Source organism: Enterobacter sp. DC4 (assembly GCF_000568095.1).
GTDB classification, from domain to species: domain Bacteria; phylum Pseudomonadota; class Gammaproteobacteria; order Enterobacterales; family Enterobacteriaceae; genus Enterobacter; species Enterobacter pseudoroggenkampii.
The window spans coordinates 548,232-573,180 of the sequence record NZ_AZUB01000002.1; the positions used below are offsets into that span (position 1 = coordinate 548,232).

Annotated in this window: 27 protein-coding genes and 1 pseudogene; 19 read left to right on the forward strand and 9 right to left on the reverse strand. The window is 53.5% G+C overall.

From position 1 onward, the window contains the following. Positions 1–19 precede the first annotated feature (19 nt). A complete protein-coding gene (gene ttcA / locus P349_RS15705; RefSeq protein ID WP_024907166.1) occupies positions 20–955 on the reverse strand; it encodes a tRNA 2-thiocytidine(32) synthetase TtcA in 936 nt (311 codons plus the stop codon). A 35-nt stretch (positions 956–990) separates the two neighbouring features. Further along, a pseudogene (locus P349_RS26780) lies at positions 991–1,059 on the reverse strand (hypothetical protein); the annotation flags it as partial. A 141-nt stretch (positions 1,060–1,200) separates the two neighbouring features. Here P349_RS26780 and P349_RS15700 point away from each other — a divergent pair. From P349_RS15700 to P349_RS26785, 9 genes are all read left to right on the forward strand, one after another. After that, positions 1,201–1,521 carry a cupin domain-containing protein gene (locus P349_RS15700; RefSeq protein ID WP_024907223.1) on the forward strand — a complete coding sequence of 107 codons (321 nt, stop codon included), beginning with the start codon at positions 1,201–1,203 and terminating at the stop codon, positions 1,519–1,521. 283 nt (positions 1,522–1,804) lie between these two features. After that, positions 1,805–3,328: an EAL domain-containing protein gene (locus P349_RS15695; protein WP_032647503.1), complete on the forward strand. Its 1,524-nt coding sequence runs from the start codon at positions 1,805–1,807 to the stop codon at positions 3,326–3,328. Between the two features lie 95 nt (positions 3,329–3,423). Continuing rightward, positions 3,424–3,768 (forward strand): DUF1294 domain-containing protein, encoded by a 345-nt coding sequence (locus P349_RS15690; protein WP_032647501.1) that lies wholly within the window; start codon positions 3,424–3,426, stop codon positions 3,766–3,768. Between the two features lie 72 nt (positions 3,769–3,840). Continuing rightward, a complete protein-coding gene (locus tag P349_RS15685) occupies positions 3,841–4,281 on the forward strand; it encodes a VOC family protein (protein ID WP_024907226.1) in 441 nt (146 codons plus the stop codon). A 153-nt stretch (positions 4,282–4,434) separates the two neighbouring features. Then, entirely contained in the window at positions 4,435–4,884 is a 450-nt protein-coding gene (locus P349_RS15680; protein ID WP_032647499.1) for a hypothetical protein, read from the forward strand. Positions 4,885–5,139: 255 nt separating this feature from the next. After that, positions 5,140–6,171, forward strand: coding sequence for a methyltransferase (locus P349_RS15675; protein WP_050597485.1), 1,032 nt, complete (start codon positions 5,140–5,142; stop codon positions 6,169–6,171). A 90-nt stretch (positions 6,172–6,261) separates the two neighbouring features. Continuing rightward, positions 6,262–6,459, forward strand: coding sequence for a hypothetical protein (locus P349_RS15670; protein ID WP_023312007.1), 198 nt, complete (start codon positions 6,262–6,264; stop codon positions 6,457–6,459). A gap of 3 nt (positions 6,460–6,462) precedes the next feature. Continuing rightward, positions 6,463–6,885 (forward strand): GFA family protein, encoded by a 423-nt coding sequence (locus P349_RS15665; RefSeq protein ID WP_032647497.1) that lies wholly within the window; start codon positions 6,463–6,465, stop codon positions 6,883–6,885. A gap of 68 nt (positions 6,886–6,953) precedes the next feature. Next, positions 6,954–7,031 carry a hypothetical protein gene (locus P349_RS26785; protein WP_223239581.1) on the forward strand — a complete coding sequence of 26 codons (78 nt, stop codon included), beginning with the start codon at positions 6,954–6,956 and terminating at the stop codon, positions 7,029–7,031. 64 nt (positions 7,032–7,095) lie between these two features. Here P349_RS26785 and P349_RS26945 read toward each other — a convergent pair whose 3' ends face one another. The 3 genes from P349_RS26945 to nifJ all read right to left on the reverse strand — a co-directional run bounded on the left by P349_RS26945 (position 7,096) and on the right by nifJ (position 12,390). Then, positions 7,096–7,221: a hypothetical protein gene (locus P349_RS26945; RefSeq protein WP_265589641.1), complete on the reverse strand. Its 126-nt coding sequence runs from the start codon at positions 7,219–7,221 to the stop codon at positions 7,096–7,098. A 146-nt stretch (positions 7,222–7,367) separates the two neighbouring features. Continuing rightward, positions 7,368–8,477 (reverse strand): porin OmpC, encoded by a 1,110-nt coding sequence (gene ompC, locus P349_RS15660; protein WP_032647495.1) that lies wholly within the window; start codon positions 8,475–8,477, stop codon positions 7,368–7,370. Positions 8,478–8,865: 388 nt separating this feature from the next. After that, complete coding sequence (gene nifJ, locus P349_RS15655) at positions 8,866–12,390, reverse strand: pyruvate:ferredoxin (flavodoxin) oxidoreductase (protein WP_032647493.1); 3,525 nt, start codon at positions 12,388–12,390, stop codon at positions 8,866–8,868. Positions 12,391–12,661: 271 nt separating this feature from the next. On the opposite strand from nifJ, the gene P349_RS15650 reads away from it, so the two are divergent. Beyond that, on the forward strand, positions 12,662–12,928 hold the full coding sequence (locus P349_RS15650) for a putative hemolysin (protein ID WP_024907232.1): 267 nt from the start codon (positions 12,662–12,664) through the stop codon (positions 12,926–12,928). Here P349_RS15650 and hslJ read toward each other — a convergent pair whose 3' ends face one another. The 4 genes from hslJ to P349_RS15630 all read right to left on the reverse strand — a co-directional run bounded on the left by hslJ (position 12,929) and on the right by P349_RS15630 (position 16,033). Next, positions 12,929–13,366 (reverse strand): heat shock protein HslJ, encoded by a 438-nt coding sequence (gene hslJ / locus P349_RS15645; RefSeq protein ID WP_032647491.1) that lies wholly within the window; start codon positions 13,364–13,366, stop codon positions 12,929–12,931. Between the two features lie 128 nt (positions 13,367–13,494). After that, positions 13,495–13,623 carry a DUF2474 domain-containing protein gene (locus tag P349_RS15640; protein WP_008501283.1) on the reverse strand — a complete coding sequence of 43 codons (129 nt, stop codon included), beginning with the start codon at positions 13,621–13,623 and terminating at the stop codon, positions 13,495–13,497. Continuing rightward, positions 13,623–14,633 (reverse strand): cytochrome d ubiquinol oxidase subunit II, encoded by a 1,011-nt coding sequence (cydB, locus tag P349_RS15635; RefSeq protein WP_032647490.1) that lies wholly within the window; start codon positions 14,631–14,633, stop codon positions 13,623–13,625. Before cydB ends, P349_RS15640 begins: the two co-directional genes overlap by 1 nt. Then, a complete protein-coding gene (locus P349_RS15630; RefSeq protein ID WP_032647488.1) occupies positions 14,633–16,033 on the reverse strand; it encodes a cytochrome ubiquinol oxidase subunit I in 1,401 nt (466 codons plus the stop codon). Before P349_RS15630 ends, cydB begins: the two co-directional genes overlap by 1 nt. A gap of 391 nt (positions 16,034–16,424) precedes the next feature. On the opposite strand from P349_RS15630, the gene ymcF reads away from it, so the two are divergent. From ymcF to P349_RS15590, 9 genes are all read left to right on the forward strand, one after another. After that, on the forward strand, positions 16,425–16,613 hold the full coding sequence (gene ymcF / locus P349_RS15625) for a cold shock small protein YmcF (RefSeq protein ID WP_032645155.1): 189 nt from the start codon (positions 16,425–16,427) through the stop codon (positions 16,611–16,613). A gap of 82 nt (positions 16,614–16,695) precedes the next feature. Further along, a complete protein-coding gene (locus tag P349_RS15620) occupies positions 16,696–18,123 on the forward strand; it encodes an aminotransferase-like domain-containing protein (protein ID WP_032647486.1) in 1,428 nt (475 codons plus the stop codon). Positions 18,124–18,375: 252 nt separating this feature from the next. Next, positions 18,376–19,521, forward strand: coding sequence for a putative ABC transporter substrate-binding protein YdcS (gene ydcS / locus P349_RS15615; RefSeq protein WP_024907240.1), 1,146 nt, complete (start codon positions 18,376–18,378; stop codon positions 19,519–19,521). Positions 19,522–19,538: 17 nt separating this feature from the next. Further along, complete coding sequence (locus P349_RS15610; RefSeq protein ID WP_032647484.1) at positions 19,539–20,552, forward strand: ABC transporter ATP-binding protein; 1,014 nt, start codon at positions 19,539–19,541, stop codon at positions 20,550–20,552. A 7-nt stretch (positions 20,553–20,559) separates the two neighbouring features. Then, on the forward strand, positions 20,560–21,498 hold the full coding sequence (locus P349_RS15605; RefSeq protein WP_443112195.1) for an ABC transporter permease: 939 nt from the start codon (positions 20,560–20,562) through the stop codon (positions 21,496–21,498). After that, a complete protein-coding gene (locus P349_RS15600; RefSeq protein ID WP_024907243.1) occupies positions 21,488–22,294 on the forward strand; it encodes an ABC transporter permease in 807 nt (268 codons plus the stop codon). Before P349_RS15605 ends, P349_RS15600 begins: the two co-directional genes overlap by 11 nt. A 24-nt stretch (positions 22,295–22,318) precedes the next feature. After that, positions 22,319–23,743 carry an aminobutyraldehyde dehydrogenase gene (gene patD / locus P349_RS15595; RefSeq protein ID WP_032647482.1) on the forward strand — a complete coding sequence of 475 codons (1,425 nt, stop codon included), beginning with the start codon at positions 22,319–22,321 and terminating at the stop codon, positions 23,741–23,743. 182 nt (positions 23,744–23,925) lie between these two features. Further along, on the forward strand, positions 23,926–24,099 hold the full coding sequence (locus P349_RS0124300) for a GhoT/OrtT family toxin (protein WP_013096478.1): 174 nt from the start codon (positions 23,926–23,928) through the stop codon (positions 24,097–24,099). Between the two features lie 86 nt (positions 24,100–24,185). Beyond that, complete coding sequence (locus P349_RS15590; RefSeq protein WP_032647480.1) at positions 24,186–24,941, forward strand: alpha/beta fold hydrolase; 756 nt, start codon at positions 24,186–24,188, stop codon at positions 24,939–24,941. Positions 24,942–24,949: the final 8 nt, after the last annotated feature.

The following is a 24,949-nucleotide window of genomic DNA, read 5'->3' on the forward strand; positions in this document are numbered from 1 at the left end:
TTTCTGAGACGCTACTCGCTTACTTCACTTCAAGCACGTTCAGACGAAGCTCTTCAAACTGATTGTCATCGTCTTCCGGCTGCCAGCCGGCTGGCTGCATGGGAATATCTTCCCGGTCAAACGCCAGATCGCCGCCATTCACCACGTCTGAGTCATGGTTAATGCCTTTGAAGTCGAACAGTTCTACATCCGCGAGATGGGAAGGGACAACGTTCTGCATCGCGCTGAACATAGTTTCGATACGACCCGGATAACGCTTATCCCAGTCGCGCAGCATGTCGCCAATCACCTGACGCTGCAGGTTCGGCTGAGAGCCGCAAAGGTTACATGGAATGATCGGGAACCCTTTAGCCTGAGAAAAACGCTCAATGTCTTTTTCACGACAGTAGGCAAGCGGGCGGATCACAATGTGCTTGCCGTCGTCGCTCATCAGTTTAGGCGGCATGCCTTTCATTTTGCCGCCGTAGAACATATTGAGGAACAGCGTTTGCAGGATATCGTCGCGGTGATGGCCCAGCGCAATTTTGGTCGCGCCCAGCTCCGTCGCGGTACGATACAGAATGCCGCGGCGCAGGCGAGAGCATAGAGAGCAGGTGGTTTTCCCTTCCGGGATTTTCTCTTTCACAATACCGTAGGTATTTTCTTCGACGATTTTGTACTCAACGCCCAGCTTCTCGAGGTATTCCGGCAGAATGTGTTCCGGGAAACCCGGCTGCTTCTGATCAAGGTTGACCGCCACCAGGGAAAATTTCACCGGCGCACTTTGCTGAAGATTACGCAGGATCTCCAGCATGGTGTAGCTGTCTTTACCCCCTGACAGGCAAACCATGATGCGATCGCCTTCTTCAATCATGTTGAAGTCTGCAATGGCTTCGCCCACGTTACGGCGCAGTCGCTTTTGCAGTTTGTTCAGGTTGTATTGCTCTTTTTTGTTAATCTCTTGATTCTCTTGCATTGAGTACTACCTTCGGAGCCAGCAGGGGCAAAAATTGTATGCCGCGTATGGTACGGATTCCGGCGGCGAATACCAGCACGTTTTGCAGCGAGGTTATATCTGGCGTTGCAACGCTGTCAGCGTGCGCTGTGGTTTCAAGACCTCCTATAGCATCTTACTCGTCCTGGTTTTCCATATTTGTTCTATGACGGGAGGAAACTTGTATGGCATAAGAGCGTTAAACGAACATCAAAAGGGATGACGTTATGTCGCTATATGACCTCAAAACCGAAGCACTTGCATTACCGGAGACATGGCACTCTCATATATTAGGCCGCATTGGAACTGCGAATCTCAAAGTTTTACGCATGGATGAACGCTCAGTGATTGAAGAGGTTCATGAGTATGACGAGGGGTTACTGGTCATTGATGGACGTCTGGAACTGAGCGTGAAAGGTAAAAAAATCTCTGTAACGTCTGGACAACTTTATGTAGCCAAAGCTGGCACTCCCCATACTGTCGAAACAGGCAGTTTTGGCACACTGGTTATCATTGATTTACCAGAAACGGAAGTAGCCTCGCTTTAAGCGGCTTGCGATGAAGTGTCAGGGTGTCGTTCTGATCTCGTTCTCAGTCTACCTGAAATTAATGAAAACGTATCAGCAGGGCTGCCATTCGGTGGCCTTTTATCTTTCCCCTTGATGATGTCGTTTATTGCGCCATGGGAGCAGACCAAATATTCGGGTCTGAATGAAAATTTTCGACGCCTGACATGGTAATTATTATGTTATCTACCATGATTAAGACGATGACAATTCAATCACTTCAGCATCGCTGAAGCGGTTACCTCACTCTAATCGAGAACCCTAAATGCGCCATGCATCTATCCCCGTAGCTGCAGCCACGGCAATATTTTTGCTGGGCGTTTTTATCATTAATTTACAGGTTTGGTATTCTGCACGGGCTGACAGCCTTGCAGGGGCGCACTATGTTGTGCGGAACATGAACGTCATTCTTAAAGAAGCCCGTCATGCGACCCAGATAGCAATGCAGCTTGCTGAGAATGAGTGTGATGCTGAAGGACAGTATCGGCTCGGCACTGAAGCGGCATTACAACCGCATCTGAGAACGATCGTTATTCTGAAACAAGATGCGGTATGGTGCTCCTCTTTACCGGGAAATCGCGTGTTGTTGGTTAACGGCTCAGCGCTGCCTCAGGCATCATTGCTACTCGTTCCAGCGAAAAGTACGGTCAACGGCCTGCCGGTTCTCTTATACCAGACAAATCATGCCGGAAGCCGAATCATGGTGAGCATCAGTGACAGCCATATCCGGGATGCGCTGAATATGCCATTACGCGGCGTGGGATATTCACTGAACGTCGGCGATCGTATCTTAGGCCAATCAGGCGATGTGTTGACGGCAGCCCATTCGAACAAAGATGTACTAACGGTAAAAGATGCTGATTTTCCTTTCGCGATTCAATTTAACGCTCCGCCTCTGTTTAGCCTGACGAGATTATTCGACCAGGCCGGTGGGGTGTTGTTATTTCTGTTGCTCATTTCCTCTCTTCCTGCTTATCTTTTGCAGCGTTATCTCTCTAAGGATATTTCGCCTGAGGAATCTCTGCGTACTGCTATCTACAGAAATGAAATTATTCCCTATTACCAACCCGTCGTGAGCGGCAAAGAGGGCACCTTGCGAGGTGTTGAAGTGCTGGCCAGATGGAAGCATCCGCAATCGGGGTTTATTTCTCCCGCGTCCTTCATTCCTCTCGCTGAAAAATCAGGGTTAATTATTCCATTAACTCAAAGTTTAATGAGACAGGTGGCAAAGCAGATGAATTCTATTTCGACATTGCTGCCAGAAGGGTTCCACGTAGGGATCAACTTCAGCGCTTCTCATATCGTTGCGTCCACCTTTGTTGAAGAGTGTCTCCACTACAAACACAGTTTTATTCAACAGGATCTTAATCTGGTCGTTGAGGTGACCGAGCGCGAACCGCTCCACATCGATGAACATCTCGTCAGGACGCTGAATGAGCTGCATAACAACGGATTTGCTATTGCCCTGGATGACTTTGGTACGGGATACTCAGGTCTATCCTATCTGCAAGCGCTGCATATTGATTACATTAAAATCGACCAAAGCTTTGTTGCCAGGGTTAACGCGAATGAGGATTCAACGTTAATCCTGGATTCGGTGCTGGAGTTGGCAAAAAAACTTTCAATTAGTATCGTGGCGGAAGGTGTTGAAACAGAAGAGCAGCTTGATTACCTCACGCGCAATCATATCCGTTTTTTACAGGGTTTTTTCTTCTATAAACCTCTTCCTTTCAAGGAGCTGCTCAAAGTTCTCTTGTCGAAGCCAAAAGTTAAAGTGAGGGTGGAATGAGGTTTAACCCGCAATCAGCGTTTCAGCCTGAAACATTTCTAAGATAGCGTATACTCCCTCTTCCAAAACCGCTCAACAACCCGGTGGCTTGTGCTATGACCCTCAATCGCTTTTGTTACTTACTCCTGATCTTTGCTGCGATCGGTAGCTTTCTGGCCTCGAATCCTGTGGTGATGTGGTTTCTGCTGATCAATGTGCTGACGTTGGCTCTGTATGGCGCTGATAAAATGGCGGCGCGTAAAGAGATGCGCAGGGTACCGGAAGCTACGTTGCTGGTATTTGGCGTGACAGGAGGTTGGCCTGGCGCCATTGTGGGCCAGCAGCTTTTTCGCCATAAAACCCAAAAGCAGCCCTTCAAAACCTACTTTTTCTTAAGCGTCGTGGTCAGCATCGGCATGATGGCGGTGCTTTACCATTTCTCTCCTGTTTCTTCTTTATGAACGTATTGATATCAAGTTAACTTGAGCTTTTAAGATGCCAGCACCACATTGATAAGGGAGTAACATCTTAAAATGAAAGAGATTGATGTAGGTTTCACTCATGTCGCGTTTATGGTCAGAGACCTGGAAAAGAGTATTGCCTTCTATCGTCGCTATGCAGGTATGGAGGTCATTCATTTGCGTGAACCCGATATGCCTGATGCAAGAAAAGTGGCATGGCTTAGCGACCATACTCGTCCTTTTGCACTGGTTCTTGTACAGGCCGATACCGTGACCGATACGCCGCTGGGTAGCTTCGGGCATCTGGGTATTGCCTGCGCGACCCGCGAAGAAATTGACAGAAAAACCGCGATGGCCACCGCTGAAGGCGTGCTAAGGAAAGCGCCTGAGAACGTAGGCGATCCCGTCGGCTACTATGTCTTTTTTGCCGATCCCGATGGAAATACGTTAGAGCTGTCATTTGGACAGCGTGTCGGTCTGGAAGCGATTCGAACGATGAATCGGGATAAATAACGCGGGTAAACGTCCGGAACGAAGAAATGGGGCGCAGCGCACGTCGTTAATTAATCCTCCATCACTGCCAATAGTAGTAGGACTATTCTTAAGTGGTTGCTGTTTTTTGCACAATCTGAATAATACGTGCAACAACAAGGAAGACAACATCCCATGAAAATAAATTCTATTATACTGGCAGTGCTGTCTGTCTTTTCTGCGCCTTCCTGGTCTGCTTTTCAGGAACGGGAATATAATACCTGGTATATCAAAAATGCGGTCCTTTATGATATGACACAAACCTCGGAAGGCTTTCCCGTCATGGTGAGTGTTTCTCAGCCAGGGCGAAAATCCGCTAACTTGCTGGTGTCATATATTACTGAAGGCCGCTGTGGTGATAATAACCTTCCGCTAAATGTGAATGGTAAAGTCCTGCCCGCCAAATATAACTGTGTGCAGATAGGGCAGAACAGAATTGAACATTTTTCAGTGGTTGATGCGGACAGCGTCAATGGCATGGTGACGCATCTGAAATCTGATTTCACTATTCTCCTGCAAAACGATATCAAAATTTGGGCGGCAAATATCAAAACGCCAAAATACGGGCTGGCACCGAGATTCTAACGATGAAATGTCTGTCTCACGACAGGCATTTTTATCATGGTAATCATTTATGAAATAATAGTGTCGTGGTGTTATTAATCAAAATAAGGAGTAAGTGGCCCTGTTTTTTTACGTATTGAAATGGACTGTATGCTAAACGGTACGAAACCGCACAAATAATCCTTTCTGACATTATGGATAAAGCTCACTACCAGACTTACGCTTGCTAGCGGCGTTTTAGTTGTTCAGCACATCTTTACTGGTAAGGAGCAGAAAATGTCGCAACGTAATAGTCTGGATTTACTAAGCCGTAAAGAGGGGATGTGTCTGTTAGAGCAAAGCATGGGTTTTGTCTGGCAGGCAGCACTTCGGGTGGTCGCGGTATTAGGGGTCGCAGATCGTCTGGTTGAAGGAAAAAAATCCGTTACGCAACTGGCGGAGGAGCTTAGTGTCGATGGCGACTATCTTCATCGGATCATGCGCTTATTGTCCTCTCGCGGGGTGTTCAACGAATTATCTGAAGCTGAATACAGTCTTAGCCATTCAGCACAATTCCTCTGTTCTGAGCATGAATTTTCCTTGCGTGCGGCGGTGCTCATGCTGACAGACCCAACATTCTGGCAGCCAGCGGCTAAAATGGATGAAATATTACAAGGCAAACCTGTTTTTAATGATTTGTTTGGCAAGCCTTTTTACGACTACTGGCAGCATGATGACACGATGACTGACAGCAACATTTTTCATGCGGGTATGGCCTCTATGTCATCCGTAGAGAATGAAGTCATCGCAGATAGCTATTCGTTCCCTCAAAACGCTGTCGTTGCTGATATCGCCGGTGGGCTGGGTAACTTATTGTTGGCCGTTTTACGTCGAAATCCGACCTTAACGGGGATCCTCTTCGATCAAAAAGACGTGCTTGAGCGGAATCGACTGCACCTGTTAAAGGATAATCGTCGATGGAAGACCGTTGAGGGTAGCTTTTTTGAAGCCTGTCCTGTAGCGGACATTTACCTGCTTAAATATATTTTGATGGACTGGCCTGATGAGAAGGCCATTCAGATACTTCAATGCTGCAGAAAGGCTATGAAAGAAAACTCCCGGCTATTAATTTTTGAGCCGCTTATTAAAAAAGAAAATAATGAACAGGGACGATTTGAAATTGACCTTCTTCTGTTAACAAGTTTTGATGGAGGGCGGGCACGAACAGAGTCTGAGTATCAGGCCTTGTTTGAACAGACCAATCTGAAGTTGAACAAAATAATAGACACCCGTTCGTATCTGTCGATTTTAGAAGTCGTACCTGCCTGAACTGTTTAAATAATATTCACAGAGCATGTGCCCGGCATTCCGTTTTACCGTATTCCTGCTACGCTTGTCTCTTGTACCAGGAGCATGAATATGAAAAACAAAGATGAACAAACCGGATTAGTGGGGCTGGCGATTGGGGCCGCCGTCATTGGGCTGGTTTCAGCGCAGAAACCGATCCATCGCAACAGTATTGTCGATGAGCTGGTCAGGCTGGGCAGGCAAAAAGGCGATGGTGTAGAAGACGAGGTTTTCGTGAAAGCCGCCGAGCTGGTGAGAAAAGGGGTATAGCCTATGGCTGAATGTCGTAATGCGCAGTGCCATTGCGGTGCGGTGGCCTTTACCGTTGCGCTCACGGATGGCCTGAATACCGCGCGGCGCTGCAGCTGTTCTTTTTGTCGCATGCGGGGTGCGGTCGTCGTCTCTGCGCCGCTGTCAGGGATTACCGTGACAAAAGGTGAGGATAAGCTCACGGAGTACCGTTTTAACACGGGAACGGCACGGCACTTCTTCTGCTCGGTGTGCGGGATCTACACGTTCCATCAGCGGCGTTCCAATCCAAACGAATACGGCGTGAATGTTGCCTGCTTTGAAAACGTCTCACCGTTCGATTTCTCTGAGGTGAAGGTAATGGACGGGGTAAACCATCCCTCGGATGGAGACAGCGGGGTGTTTGGCTATCTCTCTTTTCGCAAGAAAGGGACAGTTGAGGCGTAATTGCCGCCTGGCCATTCTTTAATCAGCCTGGCTATAGTGGAGGGTGGTTATCTGAAACAGGAGAGACTATGCTCTGTGTTGAAAAAGACGATCCGCGAGAGGCGCCTGAATCAGGTGATAAAAAGCCTCAACCGGTGAAAAAATAACGCGACCTGTGCGTTTATCCGCCACCGGCACTGCTGGTGGCTTTTTATTTTCCAGGAAAACCTGTTAACCGCCATCCAGGTGGGTTAACACAGCGCCGAGATGCCCGACAATATCAGCAAAATCAAAAATTAACGCCATCCACAGCAAGGCTAAAAGGGCAAGTACGGCAAGGGATACACGACCAAACAACGCTGTTATCCTTAGTGACGAAAGGGCTATCACCTGAGTTTAACCCGTTTTCTTTCAACTTACCTTCAACCAACCCTTTTCTGAAACTGTCTTTTGTGACGGACTTCAAAAAAATCGAGCCCGCATCATAATGCGGGCTCTGGCAATCAGAACTGGTAAACCAGACCTAACGCGACGACATCATCCGTGCCGATGCCGTTGTTTTTATAGAAGCTGTCATCTTCATCCAGCAGGTTAATTTTGTAATCAACGTAGGTGGACATGTTTTTATTGAAGTAGTAGGTCGCGCCTACGTCAGCGTATTTAACCAGATCCTGATCGCCCTGACCGTTGCCCAGATCCTTACCTTTAGACTGGAGGTATGAAAGGGTCGGACGCAGGCCGAAGTCGAACTGGTACTGCGCGGTCACTTCGAAGTTCTGGGTTTTGTTCGCCACGGCGTCGGTGTTATCACCGTACGGCGTCATATTGCGGGTTTCAGAATACATTGCCGCCAGGTAGATGTTATTGGCGTCATATTTCAGGCCCGCAGTCCATGCATCCGCTTTGTCGCCGCCCGCTGTGGTATTCATCACCTGCTCGTTGGTACGGTCAGAAGAGGTGTAGGCTGCACCTGCGGTAATGCCCATGCCGAAGTCATAGGTAGTAGAGATACCGAAGCCGTCGCCGTTCTCGTGACGCGTGTCGCGACCGTTGTTGGTGCCTTCCTGGTTGTTGCTGGCGTCTTCATTTTTGCCCTGATACTGCAGCGCAAAGTTCAGACCCTGCACCAGACCATAGAAGTCGGTGTTACGGTAGGTGGCCACGCCGTTGGCACGGCCGGTCATGAAGTTGTCGGCTTTGGTGTAGGAGTCACCGCCGAACTCAGGCAGCATATCGGTCCAGCCTTCCACGTCGTACAGCACGCCATAGTTACGACCGTAATCGAAGGAACCGTAGTCGCCCACCTTCACACCAGCGAAGGCCAGACGCGTCCAGGACTGGTTATCAGACCCTTCGGTGTTATTGGCCTGAATGTTGTATTCCCACTGTGCGTAGCCGGTCATCATGTCGTTGATCTGGGTTTCGCCTTTGAAGCCCAGACGCATATAGGTTTGATCCCCGTCAGCGCCTTTATCATCGGAGAAATAGTGCAGACCATCTACTTTTCCGTACAGATCTAATTTGTTGCCGTCTTTATTATAAATCTCTGCTGCATGAGTTGCGCCAGCCATTAACAGAGCCGGAATCATCAGGGCCAGTACTTTTCTTTGCATTGTGATATTCCTTTGCAGTTGTTTTTATTTAATTACCTGTTGAACTTCCTGAATGAGAAAGTTGTCTCATGCTAAATCACTCCTGAGTAAGAGTAATAAATTATAATTGTTACGAACTAAGTAAAATCTAAACCGAATAAATCAATGGTAATAGTCATCTGTTTGATGAATGTTTTAATGCAAAACATAATAAATTAAAATTATTAATCAGGCGTTAATTAAGCTATTCTTGGCGGCGTTATATGCCTTTAAGATTATTTATCCATAATTCGCGTGAATAATATTTAGGAAACTAAATAGATATTTATTGATTATCTGGATCCGCCCGGTGTGAATACACCGGGTTTTTTTATGGCAAAAAAAAGCCCGGACACGCCGGGCTGAGAAACTAGTCGCTGGTCGATTTTTCGGCTTTACCCGCCAGCTGCGCCAGGAAATCATAACGTTTTTGCAGATCGGCCGCGGCGTCTTTCCAGAGCTGTTCGGCCACTTCCGGCTGCTGCGCGTTAAGGCGACGGAAGCGTTGTTCCTGCATCAACGTCTCGGCCAGGGCATCTGACGGCGGACGTGAATCCAGCGCCAGCGGTAACTTACCCTCGTCCGCACGGCGCGGGTCGAACCGGTACAGCGGCCAGAAGCCGGTCGCGGTCAGCTGACGCATCTGGTCGTGGCTGAGTGCCAGATCGTAGCCGTGTTCTTCACACGGGCTGTAGGCAATGATCAGCGACGGGCCAGGATACGCTTCCGCTTCCTGGATGGCTTTTACCGTCTGGTTAAGCTGGGCACCCAGCGAGATTTGCGCGACGTAAACGTGACCGTACATCATCATGCTCACACCGAGATCTTTGCGCGCCTTGCGTTTACCGTGTTCACCGAATTTCGTCACAGCGCCTAACGGTGTGGCTTTCGACGCCTGGCCACCGGTATTGGAATAACACTGTGTATCCAGAACCAGGATATTGACGTTTTCGGTCAGGCTCAACACATGATCCAGTCCGCCAAAACCGATATCGTAAGCCCAGCCGTCGCCACCGATCAGCCAGATCGATTTTTCGACCAGGGCGTCAGCGTCGGTCAGCAGCTGTTCAGCGCCCGCCACGCCCTGAAGCGCGCGACGCAGCTCAGCAACCTGCTCACGCCGTTCTTCAGGCGTCGCGTCCGCATGAAGCGCGTCATTAAGCTCAGCAGGGATCTGCCCGGCAAACTGCTCCAGCAGGCGCATCACGCGTGCGCGGTGCTGGTCAACGGTCAGGCGGAAGCCCAGACCGAATTCGGCGTTATCCTCGAATAGCGAGTTTGCCCACGCGGGACCGCGACCGTTGGCGTCAGTAGTGTACGGTGTGGAGGGCAGGTTACCGCCATAGATAGACGAACAGCCGGTAGCGTTGGCGATCAGCATGCGGTCACCGTACAGCTGGGTAAGCAGCTTGATATACGGCGTCTCACCACAGCCGGAACAGGCTCCGGAATACTCAAACAGCGGCGTAATCAGCTGTGACGTACGAATATCAATGCGTTCCAGTTTGCTACGATCGATTTCCGGCAGATTCAGGAAGAAGTCATAATTGACCTTCTCCTCTTCAACGTGCTCCAGACGCGACATCATATTGATGGCTTTAATCTCCGGATCCTGCCTGTCTTTCGCCGGACAGACCTCGACGCAGAGGTTACAGCCGGTGCAGTCTTCCGGCGCGACCTGCAGAACATATTTCTGTCCGCGCATATCGCGGGATTTCACATCCAGCGAATGCAGGCTGGCTGGTGCAGTTTCCATCTCTTCCGGTGCAACCACCTTGGCACGAATGGCAGAGTGCGGGCAGGCCGCCACGCAGTGGTTGCACTGGGTACACAGTTCTTCTTTCCAGATGGGGATCGCTTCGGCGATGTTACGTTTTTCCCAGCGGGTGGTGCCCATCGGCCAGGTGCCATCCGGCGGCAGCGCAGAGACGGGCAGGGCATCACCCAGCCCGGCCAGCATCGCCGCCGTCACGGTCTTCACGAAATCAGGCGCCGCATCGGACACGACCGGAGGGCGGTTCGGGCTTGCGGCATTGATCGGCTGCAGCGGGACTTCGAACAGCGACTCGCGCGCCAGCGCCAGCGCCTGCCAGTTACGTTCGACCAGCTCCTGGCCCTTGCTACTATAGCTTTTGGCAATCGCACCCTGCAGTTCTACCAGCGCGCTGTCGCCCGGCAGGATATTGGTCAGATGGAAGAAGGCCATCTGCATTACGGTATTAATACGTGCAGCAAGGCCACATTCGCGGGCAATTTTTGCGGCGTTAACCACATAGAAACGGGCTTTTTTCTGGTTCAGCACCGCCTGCACTTCCTGCGGCAGGCGCGCCCAGACTTCGTCCGCGCTGTATGGCGTATTCAGGAGGAAAATACCGCCGGGCTTCAGGCGCTCGGCCATCTGGTATTTATCGATAAACTGCAGCTGGTGACAGCCAACAAAATCAGCCTGAGAAATAAGATACGCAGAGCGGATGGGCTGTTCGCTCACGCGCAGGTGGGAAACGGTCAAACCGCCGGCTTTCTTGGAGTCATAGACGAAGTACCCCTGGGCGTACCACGGCGTGGAGTTGCCGATGATTTTGATGTTGTTTTTGGTTGCGGAGACGCTGCCGTCGCTGCCCAGACCATAGAACAGCGCCTCAAGTTTGGCGGTTGAGGGCAGGGTGTTTTCCGGCAACGACAGGGACAGATTCGTCACATCATCATAAATGCCGACAGTAAAGCGCGGTTTGGGCTTCGCTTCGCTGAGCTCATTGAATACCGCCAGCACGCAGTCTGGACCAAACTCCTTGGACGATAACCCATAGCGACCCCCGATCACGCGCGGCAGCGTTTCACGTTCGCCGTGATTAAAGGCCTCGGCCAGAGCAGTCATCACATCCAAATACAGCGGTTCCGCCTGGGCGCCCGGCTCCTTGGTGCGATCGAGCACCGCAACGGTACGCGCGGTCTCCGGCAGCGCAGAGAGCAGATGTTTCGCCGAGAACGGACGATAGAGACGTACTTTAAGCACGCCAACTTTTTCGCCGCGCGTCAGCAGCTCATCAACAACTTCCTCGCAGGTGCCAATGGCCGAGCCCATCAACACAATGATCCGTTCCGCCTGCGGATGGCCGTAGTACTCAAAGGGTTTGTATTCCCGGCCGGTCGCGGCGGCAAAGTCATTCATCGCCTGTTCAATATGGTCGTAAACCGCGTTGTACCACGGGTTCGTGGCCTCGCGGGACTGGAAATAGGTATCGGGGTTCGCCGATGTGCCGCGAATAACCGGGTGTTCAGGGTTAAGGGCCCGGGCGCGATGCGCGTCGATGTCTGTCTGCGGAAGCAGATTCAGGATAGTATCGTCGGCCAGCGGGACGATTTTATTGATTTCGTGAGAGGTGCGGAAACCATCAAAGAAGTGAATAAACGGCACGCGGCTTTTGAGCGTGGCAATATGCGAAATTAAGGCAAAGTCCTGAGCTTCCTGAACGCTGCTGGCGCACAGCATCGCGCAGCCGGTCTGGCGTACGGCCATCACGTCAGAGTGATCGCCAAAGATAGAGAGCGCGTGGGTGGCAACGGTACGCGCCGCGACGTGCAGAACGAAGGGGGTCAGTTGCCCGGCGAGTTTGTACAGCGTCGGGATCATTAACAACAATCCCTGAGAAGAGGTAAACGACGTGGAAAGCGCGCCGGTCTGAAGCGCGCCGTGCACCGTGGCAATCGCACCGGCTTCCGACTGCATTTCAACCACTCGCGGGACATCGCCCCAGACGTTTTTTAACCCGTTACCCGCCCAGGCATCCGCCTGCTCAGCCATGGTAGAACTTGGCGTAATTGGGTAGATGGCGATAACTTCACTGGTGCGAAACGCGACTGAGGCAACTGCACCATTACCGTCAATAGTTTGCATAGGACAACACCCTTACATTGCGCAAAAAATAGGGGTCTGTATTACGGCAACAAACCCTGAATATTATCTGTGTATTCTAGCAAATGGGTGATTTTACGATTTTCGCTTTTGTGTCCTCGGTATTCTCGTCATCAATGAGTAGATCAAACTTTTGGCGAAAAAATTGCGAGAAATTGTTTCTGAAGCGCATAAATACGCACTTTCGCTCTCGACGACACGGGATGTGATGCCTATTATGCATAGGTTTCGCTTTATTCATGGGGGAGAGAGCATGCGCTCAGCATTTTGGTTAGGGTGTGCCGCATTATTGTTGTCGGCATGTAGCAGTGAGCCCGTTCAGCAGGCAACGGCAGCCCACGTGGCGCCGGGAATGAAAGCGGCAATGTCCAGCTCGGGTCAGGCCAACTGCGCGATGATTGGCGGTTCGCTGTCCGTCGCCCGCCAGCTGGATGGTTCTGCTATTGGGATGTGCGCCTTGCCAAACGGCAAACGCTGTAGCGAACAGTCGCTTGCCGTGGGAAGCTGCGGTAACTACTGATTATTCTGCACGCTTAAACATCAGCGTTTTATCGGCTGTCGCCAGCGTTAACTGGTCCTCAGTCAGGTCGACCTGCGCCCCTTTGCGCAGCATGTCGCCGATGGCCTGATCCAGCTCATTCAGCTGCGGTTCAGTACAAAGCTTGCGCGTCATGGCCAGCGTTTTAACCTTAAGCTCGCCTTCGGACAATTTCCCCTGGCCGTTGAAGCGGTTACACATCTGGCCAGAAATGCTGATGTTATTAACCAGGCTGATATCTGGCAGCGCGCTAAAAGCGATCTCAGGCTGCGTTGTCGCGCTCTTGACGGCCTTACCGTTTACATTTTCCAGCACAAAGCGATGGTTCTGAAGTTGCTCCGGCTGAACGGAGGCTTTACCCGGATTAACGCAGCCGGTAAGGACAAGACTAATAACGCTTAACGCAATGAGCTTTTTCATTTTTCTTCTCAAACTATAAATACTGTGAATCTTTTTCCAGTGTAACGATACTCTGCCGTGCGTTAATGGGGTTTATCTGAAAGTGCGGGGGGAAGTACCGGGCAACGCAGCGGTTGCCCGGAATGACGTTAATGCGATTTAAACCCTGCCGCCGTCATCAACATACGGAAGAGCATACTGACAGCAGCCAGCGCCAGTACGCTGCCGCCCCAGATAATGGCCAGCCACAGTAATCTTTTCCAGACCGGTTGTTGCATCAGTGATAACCCTCCCCATGCTGAACTTTGCCGCGAAATACGTAGTAGCTCCAGAAGGTGTAGACCAGAATAACGGGAATGATCAACAGCGCGCCCACCAGCATAAAGCCCTGGCTTTGCGTCGGTGCGGCGGCCTGCCACAGGGTGATCGACGGTGGAATAATATGCGGCCAGATGCTGATCCCAAGCCCGCTAAAGCCAAGGAATATCAGCCCCAACGTCAGGATAAACGGACGGCTATGGCTGCCGGGATTATTCAGGCAGCGCCACTGGTACAGGCTAAACATCACCACCAGGGCGGGGACCGGCAGCAGATAGAACAGATTCGGCAGCGTAAACCAGCGTGCCGCGATGGCCGGCTGCGCCAGCGGCGTCCAGAGGCTGATCGCCGCAATAAATGCCAGCAGCACGATTAACAGCGTTTTCGACACCTCACGCATCCGCTGCTGCAGCGCGTTCTCGCTTTTCATCACCAGCCAGGTTGAGCCTAACAGCGCGTAGGCCACCACCAGACCCGCGCCGCAAAACAGGTTGAACGCGGTAAACCAGTCAAAGGGGCCGCCGGTGTAGGCCCGACCGGTGACGGTAAAGCCGTTAATGACGGCGCCAACCGTCACGCCCTGGGTAAACGTCGCCAGAATTGAACCGCCTATAAACGCCTTATCCCAGAAGGGACGGTGAGCCGGGGTGGCCTTAAAGCGAAACTCAAATGCCACCCCGCGGAAAATAAGTCCGATCAGCATTAATGTCAGCGGAATGGTCAGGGCATCAACGATCACCGCATAGGCCAGCGGGAATGCGCCGAACAGGGCGGCACCACCCAGCACCAGCCAGGTCTCATTTCCGTCCCAGACCGGCGCGACGCTGTTGACCATCACGTCGCGATCGTCGGCGTTTTGCGTTGCCGGGAACAGAATGCCGATCCCCAGATCAAAACCGTCCATGACGATATACATCAGCGTGGCAAAGACGATGATGACAAACCAGATAATGGAAAGATCGATACCCATTATGGCTGCTCCTTATGTTCAGTTGTGACGGCAGAAAGCGGGCGCGCCGGACGTCCGTCGGACTCGGTGGCGAAAGATTCATGCGGCTGCGGGCCTTTTCGGATGAGGCGCACCATATAGCTGTAACCCACGCCGAATACCGAGGTATAGACGACGAAGAAGGCCAGCAGGCTCACGCTCATATGCAAATCGCCATGGGCAGAAACCGCATCCTTCGTTCGCTGGAGTCCGTAGACCACCCACGGCTGGCGGCCCACTTCGGTGGTGATCCACCCGGCCAGGATGGCAATCAGTCCGGTTGGTCCCATCAGCAGCGCAAACCACAGGAAAGGTCGGGAAGAATAAACGCGCTTTTTATAGCGCAGCCAGAGAGCCGTCACCCCAAGCAGCAGCATCAGCATGCCCAGACCCGCCATAATGCGGAACGACCAGAAGACGATGGTGGAGTTCGGGCGGTCTTCCTTTGGAAACTCTTTGAGCGCCGGTACCTGTTTATCCAGACTGTGCGTCAGAATAAGGCTGCCGAGCGCGGGGATCTCCAGCCCAAAGCGGGTACGCTCCTGTTCCATATCCGGCCAGCCAAACAGCAGCAGCGGGGTTGGCTCACCCGGCGGGTTTTCCCAGTGGCCTTCAATGGCGGCAATCTTGGCGGGCTGGTGCTTTAAGGTGTTCAACCCGTGCATATCGCCAACCATGGCCTGGATGGGGGCGACAATCAGCGTCATCCACAGCGCCATCGAAAACATCGCGCGGATGGCAGGGGTATTATTGCCGCGCAGCAGATGCCATGCCGCCGATGCGCCCACAAACAGGGCGCTGCTCAGGAACGCGGCTATCGACATGTGCAGCAGGCGGTAAGGGAAGGAGGGGTTAAACACCACCGCGAACCAGTCCACCGGCACCACCTGACCGTTGACGATCTCATAGCCCTGCGGTGTCTGCATCCAGCTGTTCGAGGAGAGGATCCAGAAGGTAGAGATGATGGTCCCCAGCGCGACCATGCAGGTAGCGAAGAAGTGCAGTCCCGGCCCGACTTTGTTCCAGCCGAACAGCATTACGCCGAGGAATCCGGCTTCGAGGAAGAAGGCGGTAAGCACTTCATAAGTCAGCAGCGGGCCGGTAATACTGCCCGCAAACTGCGAAAAGCCGCTCCAGTTGGTGCCAAACTGGTAGGCCATCACCAGCCCGGAGACCACGCCCATGCCAAAGTTGACGGCAAAAATCTTCGACCAGAAATGGTACAGGGAGCGCCAGACCGGATTTTTAGTTTTCAACCACAGCCCTTCGAGTACGGCAAGGTAGCTTGCGAGACCAATGGTGATGGCCGGGAAAATAATGTGAAAGGATACGGTAAAGGCAAACTGTATCCGTGCAAGGTGAAAAGCATCTAAACCAAACATGCACAGCCTCAATGTCAAACGGTGTGCTGTTATGGTATAGGGGCAACGTTCGGACTATCAGACGCAGAAAAGTGTTTTTTAACCATAACAGTTGGCGTAAATTTCACGCTTTGGCCATCTGATATACCTTGAGGCAGTGGAATAAAAACATTCTTTTTATGAATTTTCCGCATTAAACCGCTTGCTTTGTCGTCAACGCCGTGCGTTAATGGTCTTCTGGTTTTGAGTCCAAATAAATATCTGACGTAGTTTTATAAAGCAGTTCTCATCACGTTGTGCCTCTCCGCAGCCTCTCTTGGGTCTTTATCTACATTCCGATTCGTTTTGTTTAAAACCATTATGCCCAATCGGCCCATTAGTAATTTACGTTTTAACGTTTCAGGAGAATCCTATGACTTCTTATATCCATTTTCGCTGCCCATGCTGCCATGGTTCGCAGTACCGTACCTCAGCCTTTGACGTGTCTGAGAAAAACCCGTTTGGCGCGAAATGCATTTTTTGCAAATCGCCGATGATCACGCTCGACCACCTGGCCGCCGCGCATTCCGCTCAGAGCCACGTGACCGAATACCGTAAGTAATTCATCTTGCAGACTATAACAGTTAGCTAAATCTTCTCTTTTTCTCCTGCTGATATACACTGTCGGTCATAAGGAGAATCTGATGAAAAAATACCAGCGTCTGGCGCAACAAATTATCTCGCAGATTAAGCTTGGCGTATGGCTGCCGGGCGATAAGCTGCCTTCGCTGCGAGAGCAGGTGGCAAGCAGCGGCATGAGTTTTATGACCGTTGGCCACGCGTATCAGATGCTGGAAAGTCAGGGGCGCATTGTCGCCAGACCGCAGTCGGGCTATTACGTTGCCTCGCGCCCGACCGCACACCAGCCTGCGCCACCCGCTCAGGTGATGCGTGACGAAGCGGTGGATATCAATACCTACATCTTCGACGTCTTACAGGCCAGCCGCGACCCGTCCGTTGTTCCTTTTGCCTCCGCGTTTCCCGATCCCCGTCTTTTCCCGCTTCAGCAGCTCAACCGCTCGCTGGCGAACGTCAGTAAAACCGCGACGGCGATGAGCGTGATTGAGAACCTGCCGCCGGGTAACGTCGATCTCCGCCACGCCATTGCCCGTCGTTACGCGCAGCAGGGGATGAACATCTCCCCGGAAGAGATCGTGATCACCGCAGGCGCGCTTGAAGCGCTGAATCTTAGCCTGCATGCGGTGACCGAGCCGGGTGACTGGGTTATTGTCGAAAACCCCTGTTTCTACGGCGCGCTGCAGGCGCTGGAACGCCTGAAGCTTAAGGCGTTGTCGATTGCGACAGACGTCCGCGAGGGGATTGACCTGAATGCCCTTGAACAGGCACTGAATGAGTACCCGGTTAAAGCCTGCTGGATCATGACCAACAGCCAGAACCCGCTTGGCTTCACGCTGAGCGCGGAGAAAAAAGCGCAGCTTGTGGCCCTGTTAACGCAGCACAATGTCCCCCTGATTGAAGACGATGTCTACAGCGAGCTCTATTTTGGCCGCGATAAGCCGCTCCCGGCGAAAGCGTGGGATCGTCAGGACATGACGCTGCACTGCTCGTCCTTTTCAAAATGTCTGGTGGCCGGTTTTCGCATCGGCTGGGTGGCGGCTGGTAAACACGCGCGGCGCATTCAGCAGCTGCAGCTGATGAGCACGCTCTCAACCAGTTCTCCCATGCAGCTGGCGCTGGTGGATTACCTGGCGACCAAACGCTACGACGCTCACCTGCGCCGCCTGCGGCGTACGCTGGCCGAGCGAAAGCAGCAGGCCTGGCAGTCACTTTTGCGCCATATGCCTGCCGGCGTCAAAATCCACCATAACGACAGCGGCTACTTTTTATGGCTGGAGCTTCCGGCGCAGCTGGATGCGGGGCTGCTGAGCGAAAAGGCCTTAACGCACCACATCAGCATTGCTCCCGGAAAGATGTTTTCCACCTCTGACGCGTGGACGCCATTCTTTCGTTTTAATACCTCCTGGGCCTGGGGAGAGCGGGAAGAGCAGGCGGTCATTCAGTTAGGGAAATTAATTAGCACGATGCTGAATAATCCTTTCTCCGTTATTTAAATAATCAATTCTTATCCTGATGACGGCACTGCGAATATTTCGCGGTGACCTGTCATAGGAAATCTGCATACCGTCTCTCGCGCCTAACTCCTTGTCTATAATCCAGTTAACGGGGAATGCGCCCTCGGTCACACCTTGATGAAATTTCCTGAAGCCGTACGGTGCGGCGCATTTGCGCGGTCTACGTTTAATAAGGGAGATATTTTTACGGCACGGCTGCCGCTAAATTTCATTGCGACAGGAGTAACTCTTATGAGCAAAAATTTTGCCCGCAGCAGCCTGTGTGCGCTCGGCATGACTATCATGACAGCGCAAGCCGCAGAACCCCCCAAGGCCATTGGCGACGGGGAAGGTCGACTGGATATTATCGCCTGGCCGGGATACATCGAGCGGGGACAGACGGATAAAAACTACGACTGGGTCACCCAGTTTGAAAAAGAGACCGGGTGTGCGGTCAACGTCAAAACGGCAGCCACGTCGGATGAAATGGTCAGCCTGATGGCGAAGGGGGGATACGATCTGGTCACCGCCTCGGGTGACGCCTCCCTGCGACTGATCATGGGCAAACGCGTCCAGCCGATTAACCCCGACCTCATCCCCAACTGGAAAACCCTCGACGAACGGATTGTGAAAGGAGAATGGTTTAACGTCGGGGGCAAGGTCTACGGTACGCCGTACCAGTGGGGGCCAAACCTGCTGATGTACAACACCAAAACCTTCCCGACGCCGCCGGACAGCTGGAGCGTGGTCTTTACTAAACAGGATCTGCCGGACGGTAAAACCAATCAGGGACGCGTACAGGCGTATGACGGCCCGATTTATATCGCCGATGCGGCGCTGTTCGTCAAAGCCACGCAGCCGCAGCTGGGTATTAAAGACCCGTACCAGCTCACCGAAGCACAGTATGCCGCCGTGCTCAAGGTGCTTCGCGACCAGCATGCCCTGATCCACCGCTACTGGCACGACACCACCGTCCAGATGAGCGACTTCAAAAATGAAGGCGTCGTGGCCTCCAGCGCCTGGCCGTATCAGGCGAATGCTCTGAAGGCCGAGAACCAGCCCATTGCTACCGTCTTCCCGAAAGAGGGGGTAACCGGCTGGGCGGACACCACCATGCTCCACGCGCAGGCTAAACACCCGATGTGCGCCTACAAATGGATGAACTGGTCGCTGACGCCGAAAGTGCAGGGCGATCTGGCAGCATGGTTTGGTTCCCTGCCCGTGGTTCCGGAAGGGTGTAAAGCCAGCACGCTGCTGGGCGATAAAGGCTGCGAAACAAACGGTTATAACGAGTTCGACAAAATCATGTTCTGGAAAACCCCCATCGCAGAAGGCGGCAAATTTGTCCCTTACAGCCGCTGGACGCAGGATTACATCGCCATCATGGGCGGTCGTTAATTGCCCGGGAGCAGAACATGACGTACGCGGTCGAGTTTAATAATGTTTCCCGCCTGTACGGCGACATACGGGCGGTGGATGGGGTCACCATTGCGATTCGTGACGGAGAGTTTTTCTCCATGCTGGGGCCTTCGGGCTCCGGCAAAACCACCTGCCTGCGCCTGATAGCCGGTTTTGAACAGCTGTCAGGCGGCACGATCTCTATCTTCGGCAAAGAGGCGAGCGAGCTGCCCCCCTGGGAGCGGGATGTGAACACCGTGTTTCAGGACTACGCGCTGTTCCCGCATATGTCGATCCTCGACAATGTCGCCTACGGGCTAATGGTCAAAGGCGTCGACAAGAAAAAACGCCATGCACAGGCCCGCGATGCCCTGGAAAAAGTGGGCCTGAGCTTTGCCGTTGCCCGCAAACCTTCGCAACTTTCCGGCGGCCAGCGTCAGCGTGTCGCCATTGCCCGCGCGCTGGTGAATGAACCGCGCGTCCTGCTGCTGGACGAGCCTTTAGGGGCGCTCGATCTCAAGCTGCGGGAACAGATGCAGTTTGAGCTGAAGAAGCTTCAGCAGGAACTTGGTATCACCTTTATTTTTGTTACCCACGATCAGGGCGAAGCCCTTTCCATGTCAGATCGGGTGGCGGTGTTCAATAACGGGCGCATCGAGCAGGTGGATACCCCGCGCGATCTCTACATGCGTCCGCGCACGCCGTTTGTTGCCGGTTTTGTCGGCACCTCTAACGTCTTCGATGCGGGCCTTGCGCAGAAAATATGCGGCATGGAAGGCAGCTATTCCCTGCGCCCGGAACATATTCGCCTTAATGAGGGCGGAGACGTTCAGGTTCAGGGCGTCGTGCAGGCCGTTCAGTATCAGGGGGCGGCCACGCGTCTGGAGCTAAAGCTCGCCGATGGTGCCAAACTGCTGGTGAGCCAGGCTAATCTTAGTGAAACCTCGCCGCTGAGCGGCATTGCGCCGGGGCAGGCGGTCATGGCGTCATGGTCACGCGACGCGATGATCCGCCTGCATGAGGAGAGGTGAAATAGATATGAGTGTCGCGCATCCTCCCGCCCCGCGCGGCCGCTTAAGCCGCATGACCGCACTGTTCTGGCGCAAGCCGTCGCTCGGCCTGTTCCTGCTTCTGCTCGCGCCGCTGATGTGGTTTGGCATCGTCTATTTAGGATCGCTGCTGACGCTGCTGTGGCAGGGGTTTTACACCTTTGACGATTTCACCATGGCCGTCACGCCGGACCTGACCCTGGCGAACATTCTGGCGCTCTTCAACCCGGCAAACTACGACATCATCCTGCGCACGTTAACGATGGCGATTGCGGTGACCATTGCCAGCGCCATCCTGGCATTCCCGATGGCGTGGTACATGGCGCGATACACCCGCGGCAAGTGGAAAGCGTTTTTCTATATCGCCGTGATGCTGCCAATGTGGGCGAGCTACATCGTCAAGGCTTACGCCTGGACGCTGCTGCTGGCGAAGGACGGGGTGGCGCAGTGGTTTCTTAGTCATATGGGGCTGGAGTCGATCCTGACTTCACTCCTTACGCTCCCGGCGATTGGCGGCAACACCTTGTCCACCTCCGGGCTGGGACGGTTTCTGGTGTTCGTCTATATCTGGCTGCCGTTTATGATCCTGCCCGTCCAGGCGGCGCTGGAGCGCCTGCCGGCCTCGCTGCTGCAGGCCTCAGCCGACCTCGGCGCGCGTCCCCGTCAGACGTTCCGCTATGTCGTTCTGCCGCTGGCCATACCGGGCATTGCGGCGGGGTCCATTTTCACGTTTTCCCTGACATTGGGGGACTTCATCGTTCCTCAGCTGGTCGGCCCGCCGGGCTATTTCATCGGTAACATGGTCTACTCGCAGCAGGGCGCTATCGGCAATATGCCAATGGCCGCCGCGTTTACGCTGGTTCCCATCGTGCTGATTTCTCTTTATCTGGCGTTCGTGAAACGTCTGGGAGCATTCGATGCACTCTGAACGCGCACCGCTGTTCCTGAAAGTGGCAGCGTGGGGAGGCGTCATCTTCCTGCACTTCCCGCTGCTGATTATCGCGACCTATGCCTTCAACACCGAAGACGCCGCCTTCAGCTTTCCGCCACAGGGGCTGACGCTGAAGTGGTTTAGCGTGGCGGCGGGGCGCGGCGATATCATCGAATCCGTGACGTTGTCACTTCAAATTGCCGCGCTATCTACCGCAATTGCCCTTGTGCTTGGCACGCTTGCTGCAGCGGCGCTGTGGCGAAGCGAGTTTTTTGGCAAGAATGCGATCTCTCTGCTGCTGCTGTTACCGATTGCGTTACCGGGGATCATCACCGGCCTGGCGCTGCTGACGGCTTTCAAAACGATCAATCTTGAGCCGGGTTTTTTCACTATCGTCGTCGGACACGCCACCTTCTGCGTGGTGGTGGTGTTTAACAACGTGATTGCCCGGTTCAGACGCACCTCCTGGAGCCTGGTGGAAGCGTCGATGGATCTCGGGGCTGATGGGTGGCAAACCTTTCGCTACGTGGTGCTGCCCAATCTGGGTTCCGCGCTGCTGGCCGGGGGAATGCTGGCGTTTGCCCTGTCGTTTGACGAGATCATCGTCACGACGTTTACCGCGGGACACGAGCGCACGTTACCGCTGTGGTTGCTCAATCAGCTCGGGCGTCCACGCGACGTGCCGGTCACCAACGTCGTTGCTCTGCTGGTGATGCTGGTGACAACTCTCCCCATTCTGGGAGCCTGGTGGCTCACCCGCGACGGCGAGAACATCGCTGGTGGCGGGAAATAACTTCGATTTAAACAGGACAACGCTATGCAAAACCAACTGCTGATTAATGGTGAACTGATTACTGGCGAAGGGGAAAAGCAGCCGGTTTACAATCCCGCCACCGGAGAGGTGCTGCTGGACATCGCTGAAGCCTCTGCCGCGCAGGTTGATGCTGCCGTTCGGGCTGCCGATCGTGCCTTTATCGAGTGGGGGCAAACCACCCCGAAAGCCCGTGCAGAGTGCTTACTGAAACTGGCCGACGCCATCGAAGAACATGCCGACACTTTCGCGAAGCTGGAATCCCTCAACTGCGGCAAGCCGCTGCATTGCGCTCTGGGTGATGAAATTCCGGCGGTGGTGGACGTTTTCCGCTTCTTTGCCGGGGCGGCCCGCTGCCTGAACGGCCTGGCTGCGGGGGAATACCTCGAAGGACACACCTCGATGATTCGCCGTGACCCGGTGGGCGTGGTTGCCTCTATTGCACCATGGAACTATCCGCTGATGATGGCGGCGTGGAAGCTCGCGCCCGCGCTGGCGGCAGGAAACTGCGTGGTGATTAAGCCCTCAGAGATCACCCCGCTGACCGCTCTGAAGCTTGGAGAACTGGCAAAAGATATCTTCCCGGCAGGCGTTCTGAACGTGCTGTTTGGGCGGGGGAAAACGGTCGGCGATCCGCTGACCGGGCATGAAAAAGTCCGCATGGTTTCGCTGACCGGTTCGATTGCGACCGGGGAACATATCATCGGCCATACGGCGTCCTCCATTAAACGCACCCACATGGAGCTGGGCGGTAAAGCGCCGGTTATTGTCTTTGATGATGCCGACCTGGATGCGGTTGTCGAAGGGGTGCGGACGTTTGGTTTCTACAATGCCGGACAGGACTGTACGGCGGCCTGTCGTATTTATGCCCAGAAAGGCATTTATGCCGCGCTGGTGGAAAAGCTGGGCGCAGCGGTCGCCAGCCTTAAAATGGGTGCACCGGAGGATGCCTCTACCGAACTGGGACCGCTCAGCTCGGCCGCCCATCTTTCTCGCGTCTGTCAGGCTGTCGATGATGCGAAAGCGCTCGGCCATATCCGGGTTGTCACCGGTGGGAGCAAAAAAGAGGGGGCGGGCTACTACTTCCAGCCAACCCTGCTGGCGGGGGCAAAACAGGACGACGCCATCGTTCAGCGCGAGGTGTTTGGCCCGGTGGTGAGCGTCACCGAGTTTGACGACGAGGCGCAGGTGCTAGCCTGGGCGAACGATTCGCAATACGGCCTGGCGTCATCGGTCTGGACGAAAGACGTGGGCCGCGCTCATCGCCTGAGCGCGCGCCTGCAGTACGGCTGCACCTGGGTGAATACCCATTTTATGCTGGTGAGCGAAATGCCGCACGGCGGCATGAAATTATCCGGCTACGGCAAAGATATGTCGGTCTACGGGCTTGAGGATTATACGGTCGTGCGGCATGTGATGATCAAACACTAATCCGCTCAGCCTGGTCGCATTTGCGGCCAGGCGCTCTCCTTGCCCGCCACCCGTGTTACGTAAGATACTCAATTGTTATTAGCCATAGTTTTTAAGTGGTTATTCTGTAACGAAAAAACTTGATCTGTGTCAACATATGACGCATATTGCGTGCGGTTATTTTTTCGGCTCCGGTATACAGAATGACGTTGTATCAAAAGATGTTGGTTTTTTACGCAATCATGGCTTCCATCTGCGCATTAATTACCTGGTTCCTCTCCAAAGACCGCAAACGTATCCGCCTGCTCAGCGCTTTCCTGGTGGGGTCAACCTGGCCAATGAGCTTTCCCGTTGCGCTGCTGGTCTCGCTTTTCTGAAGCACGCTTCCAGTTTTAAAAGATGAACATAGCATTCCTGATGTAATGACTGTATAAATACACAGTGCGTCATAAAAGGAGTGCTTATGAACAGTTTTTACTCGCAGCAGGCCGGTTGCACCGTGCGCTGGCACGACTTGCCCGGTACCGGCGATCCCGTGGTGTTCATTCACGGGCTGGGCTGCGCCTCTTCCTATGAATATCCTCGCGTCGTTTGTGACCCGCTGTTTGGCTCGCGCAGAGCGATTCTCATCGACTTGCCCGGCAGCGGCTACAGCGATAAGCCTCTGCACTACAGCTATAAAACCACTGACCAGGCCCACGTCGTCGCGGAGCTGATTAATCATCTTGAGCTGGATGCCTTCTGGTTATACGGCCACAGCATGGGCGGCAGTATTGCTATCGAAACGGCAGGGCTGCTGGCAATGCGCGTGAAGGGACTGATGGTGTCAGAGCCCAATTTTCACGCGGGTGGGGGCATGTTCAGCCGGTCTATAGCAGCGCAAACCGAGCAACAGTTTCTGGAGCAAGGTTATGACGCCGTGCTCAGCGCAGAAAAAACAGCGTGGGCAGGGTGCCTGCAGAGCAATGCCGCTTATGCCGTCTGGCGCGGTGCATCCAGCCTGGTGGCGGGCGTTGAACCGGAATGGGAAGCGCAGTTCCTGTCACTCCCTTGCCCGGTAACGTTGATTTTCGGCGAGCTCTCTCTGCCGGATGACGATGTGGAAAATCTAGAGCAGAAGGGCGTTGAGGTGAAAATTATCCCTGCGGCGGGGCATTCACTGTCGTGGGAAAACCCGTCTGCGCTGGCACAGACGTTAGCTGAGTGTATGACGGTGTGATCGTTGTG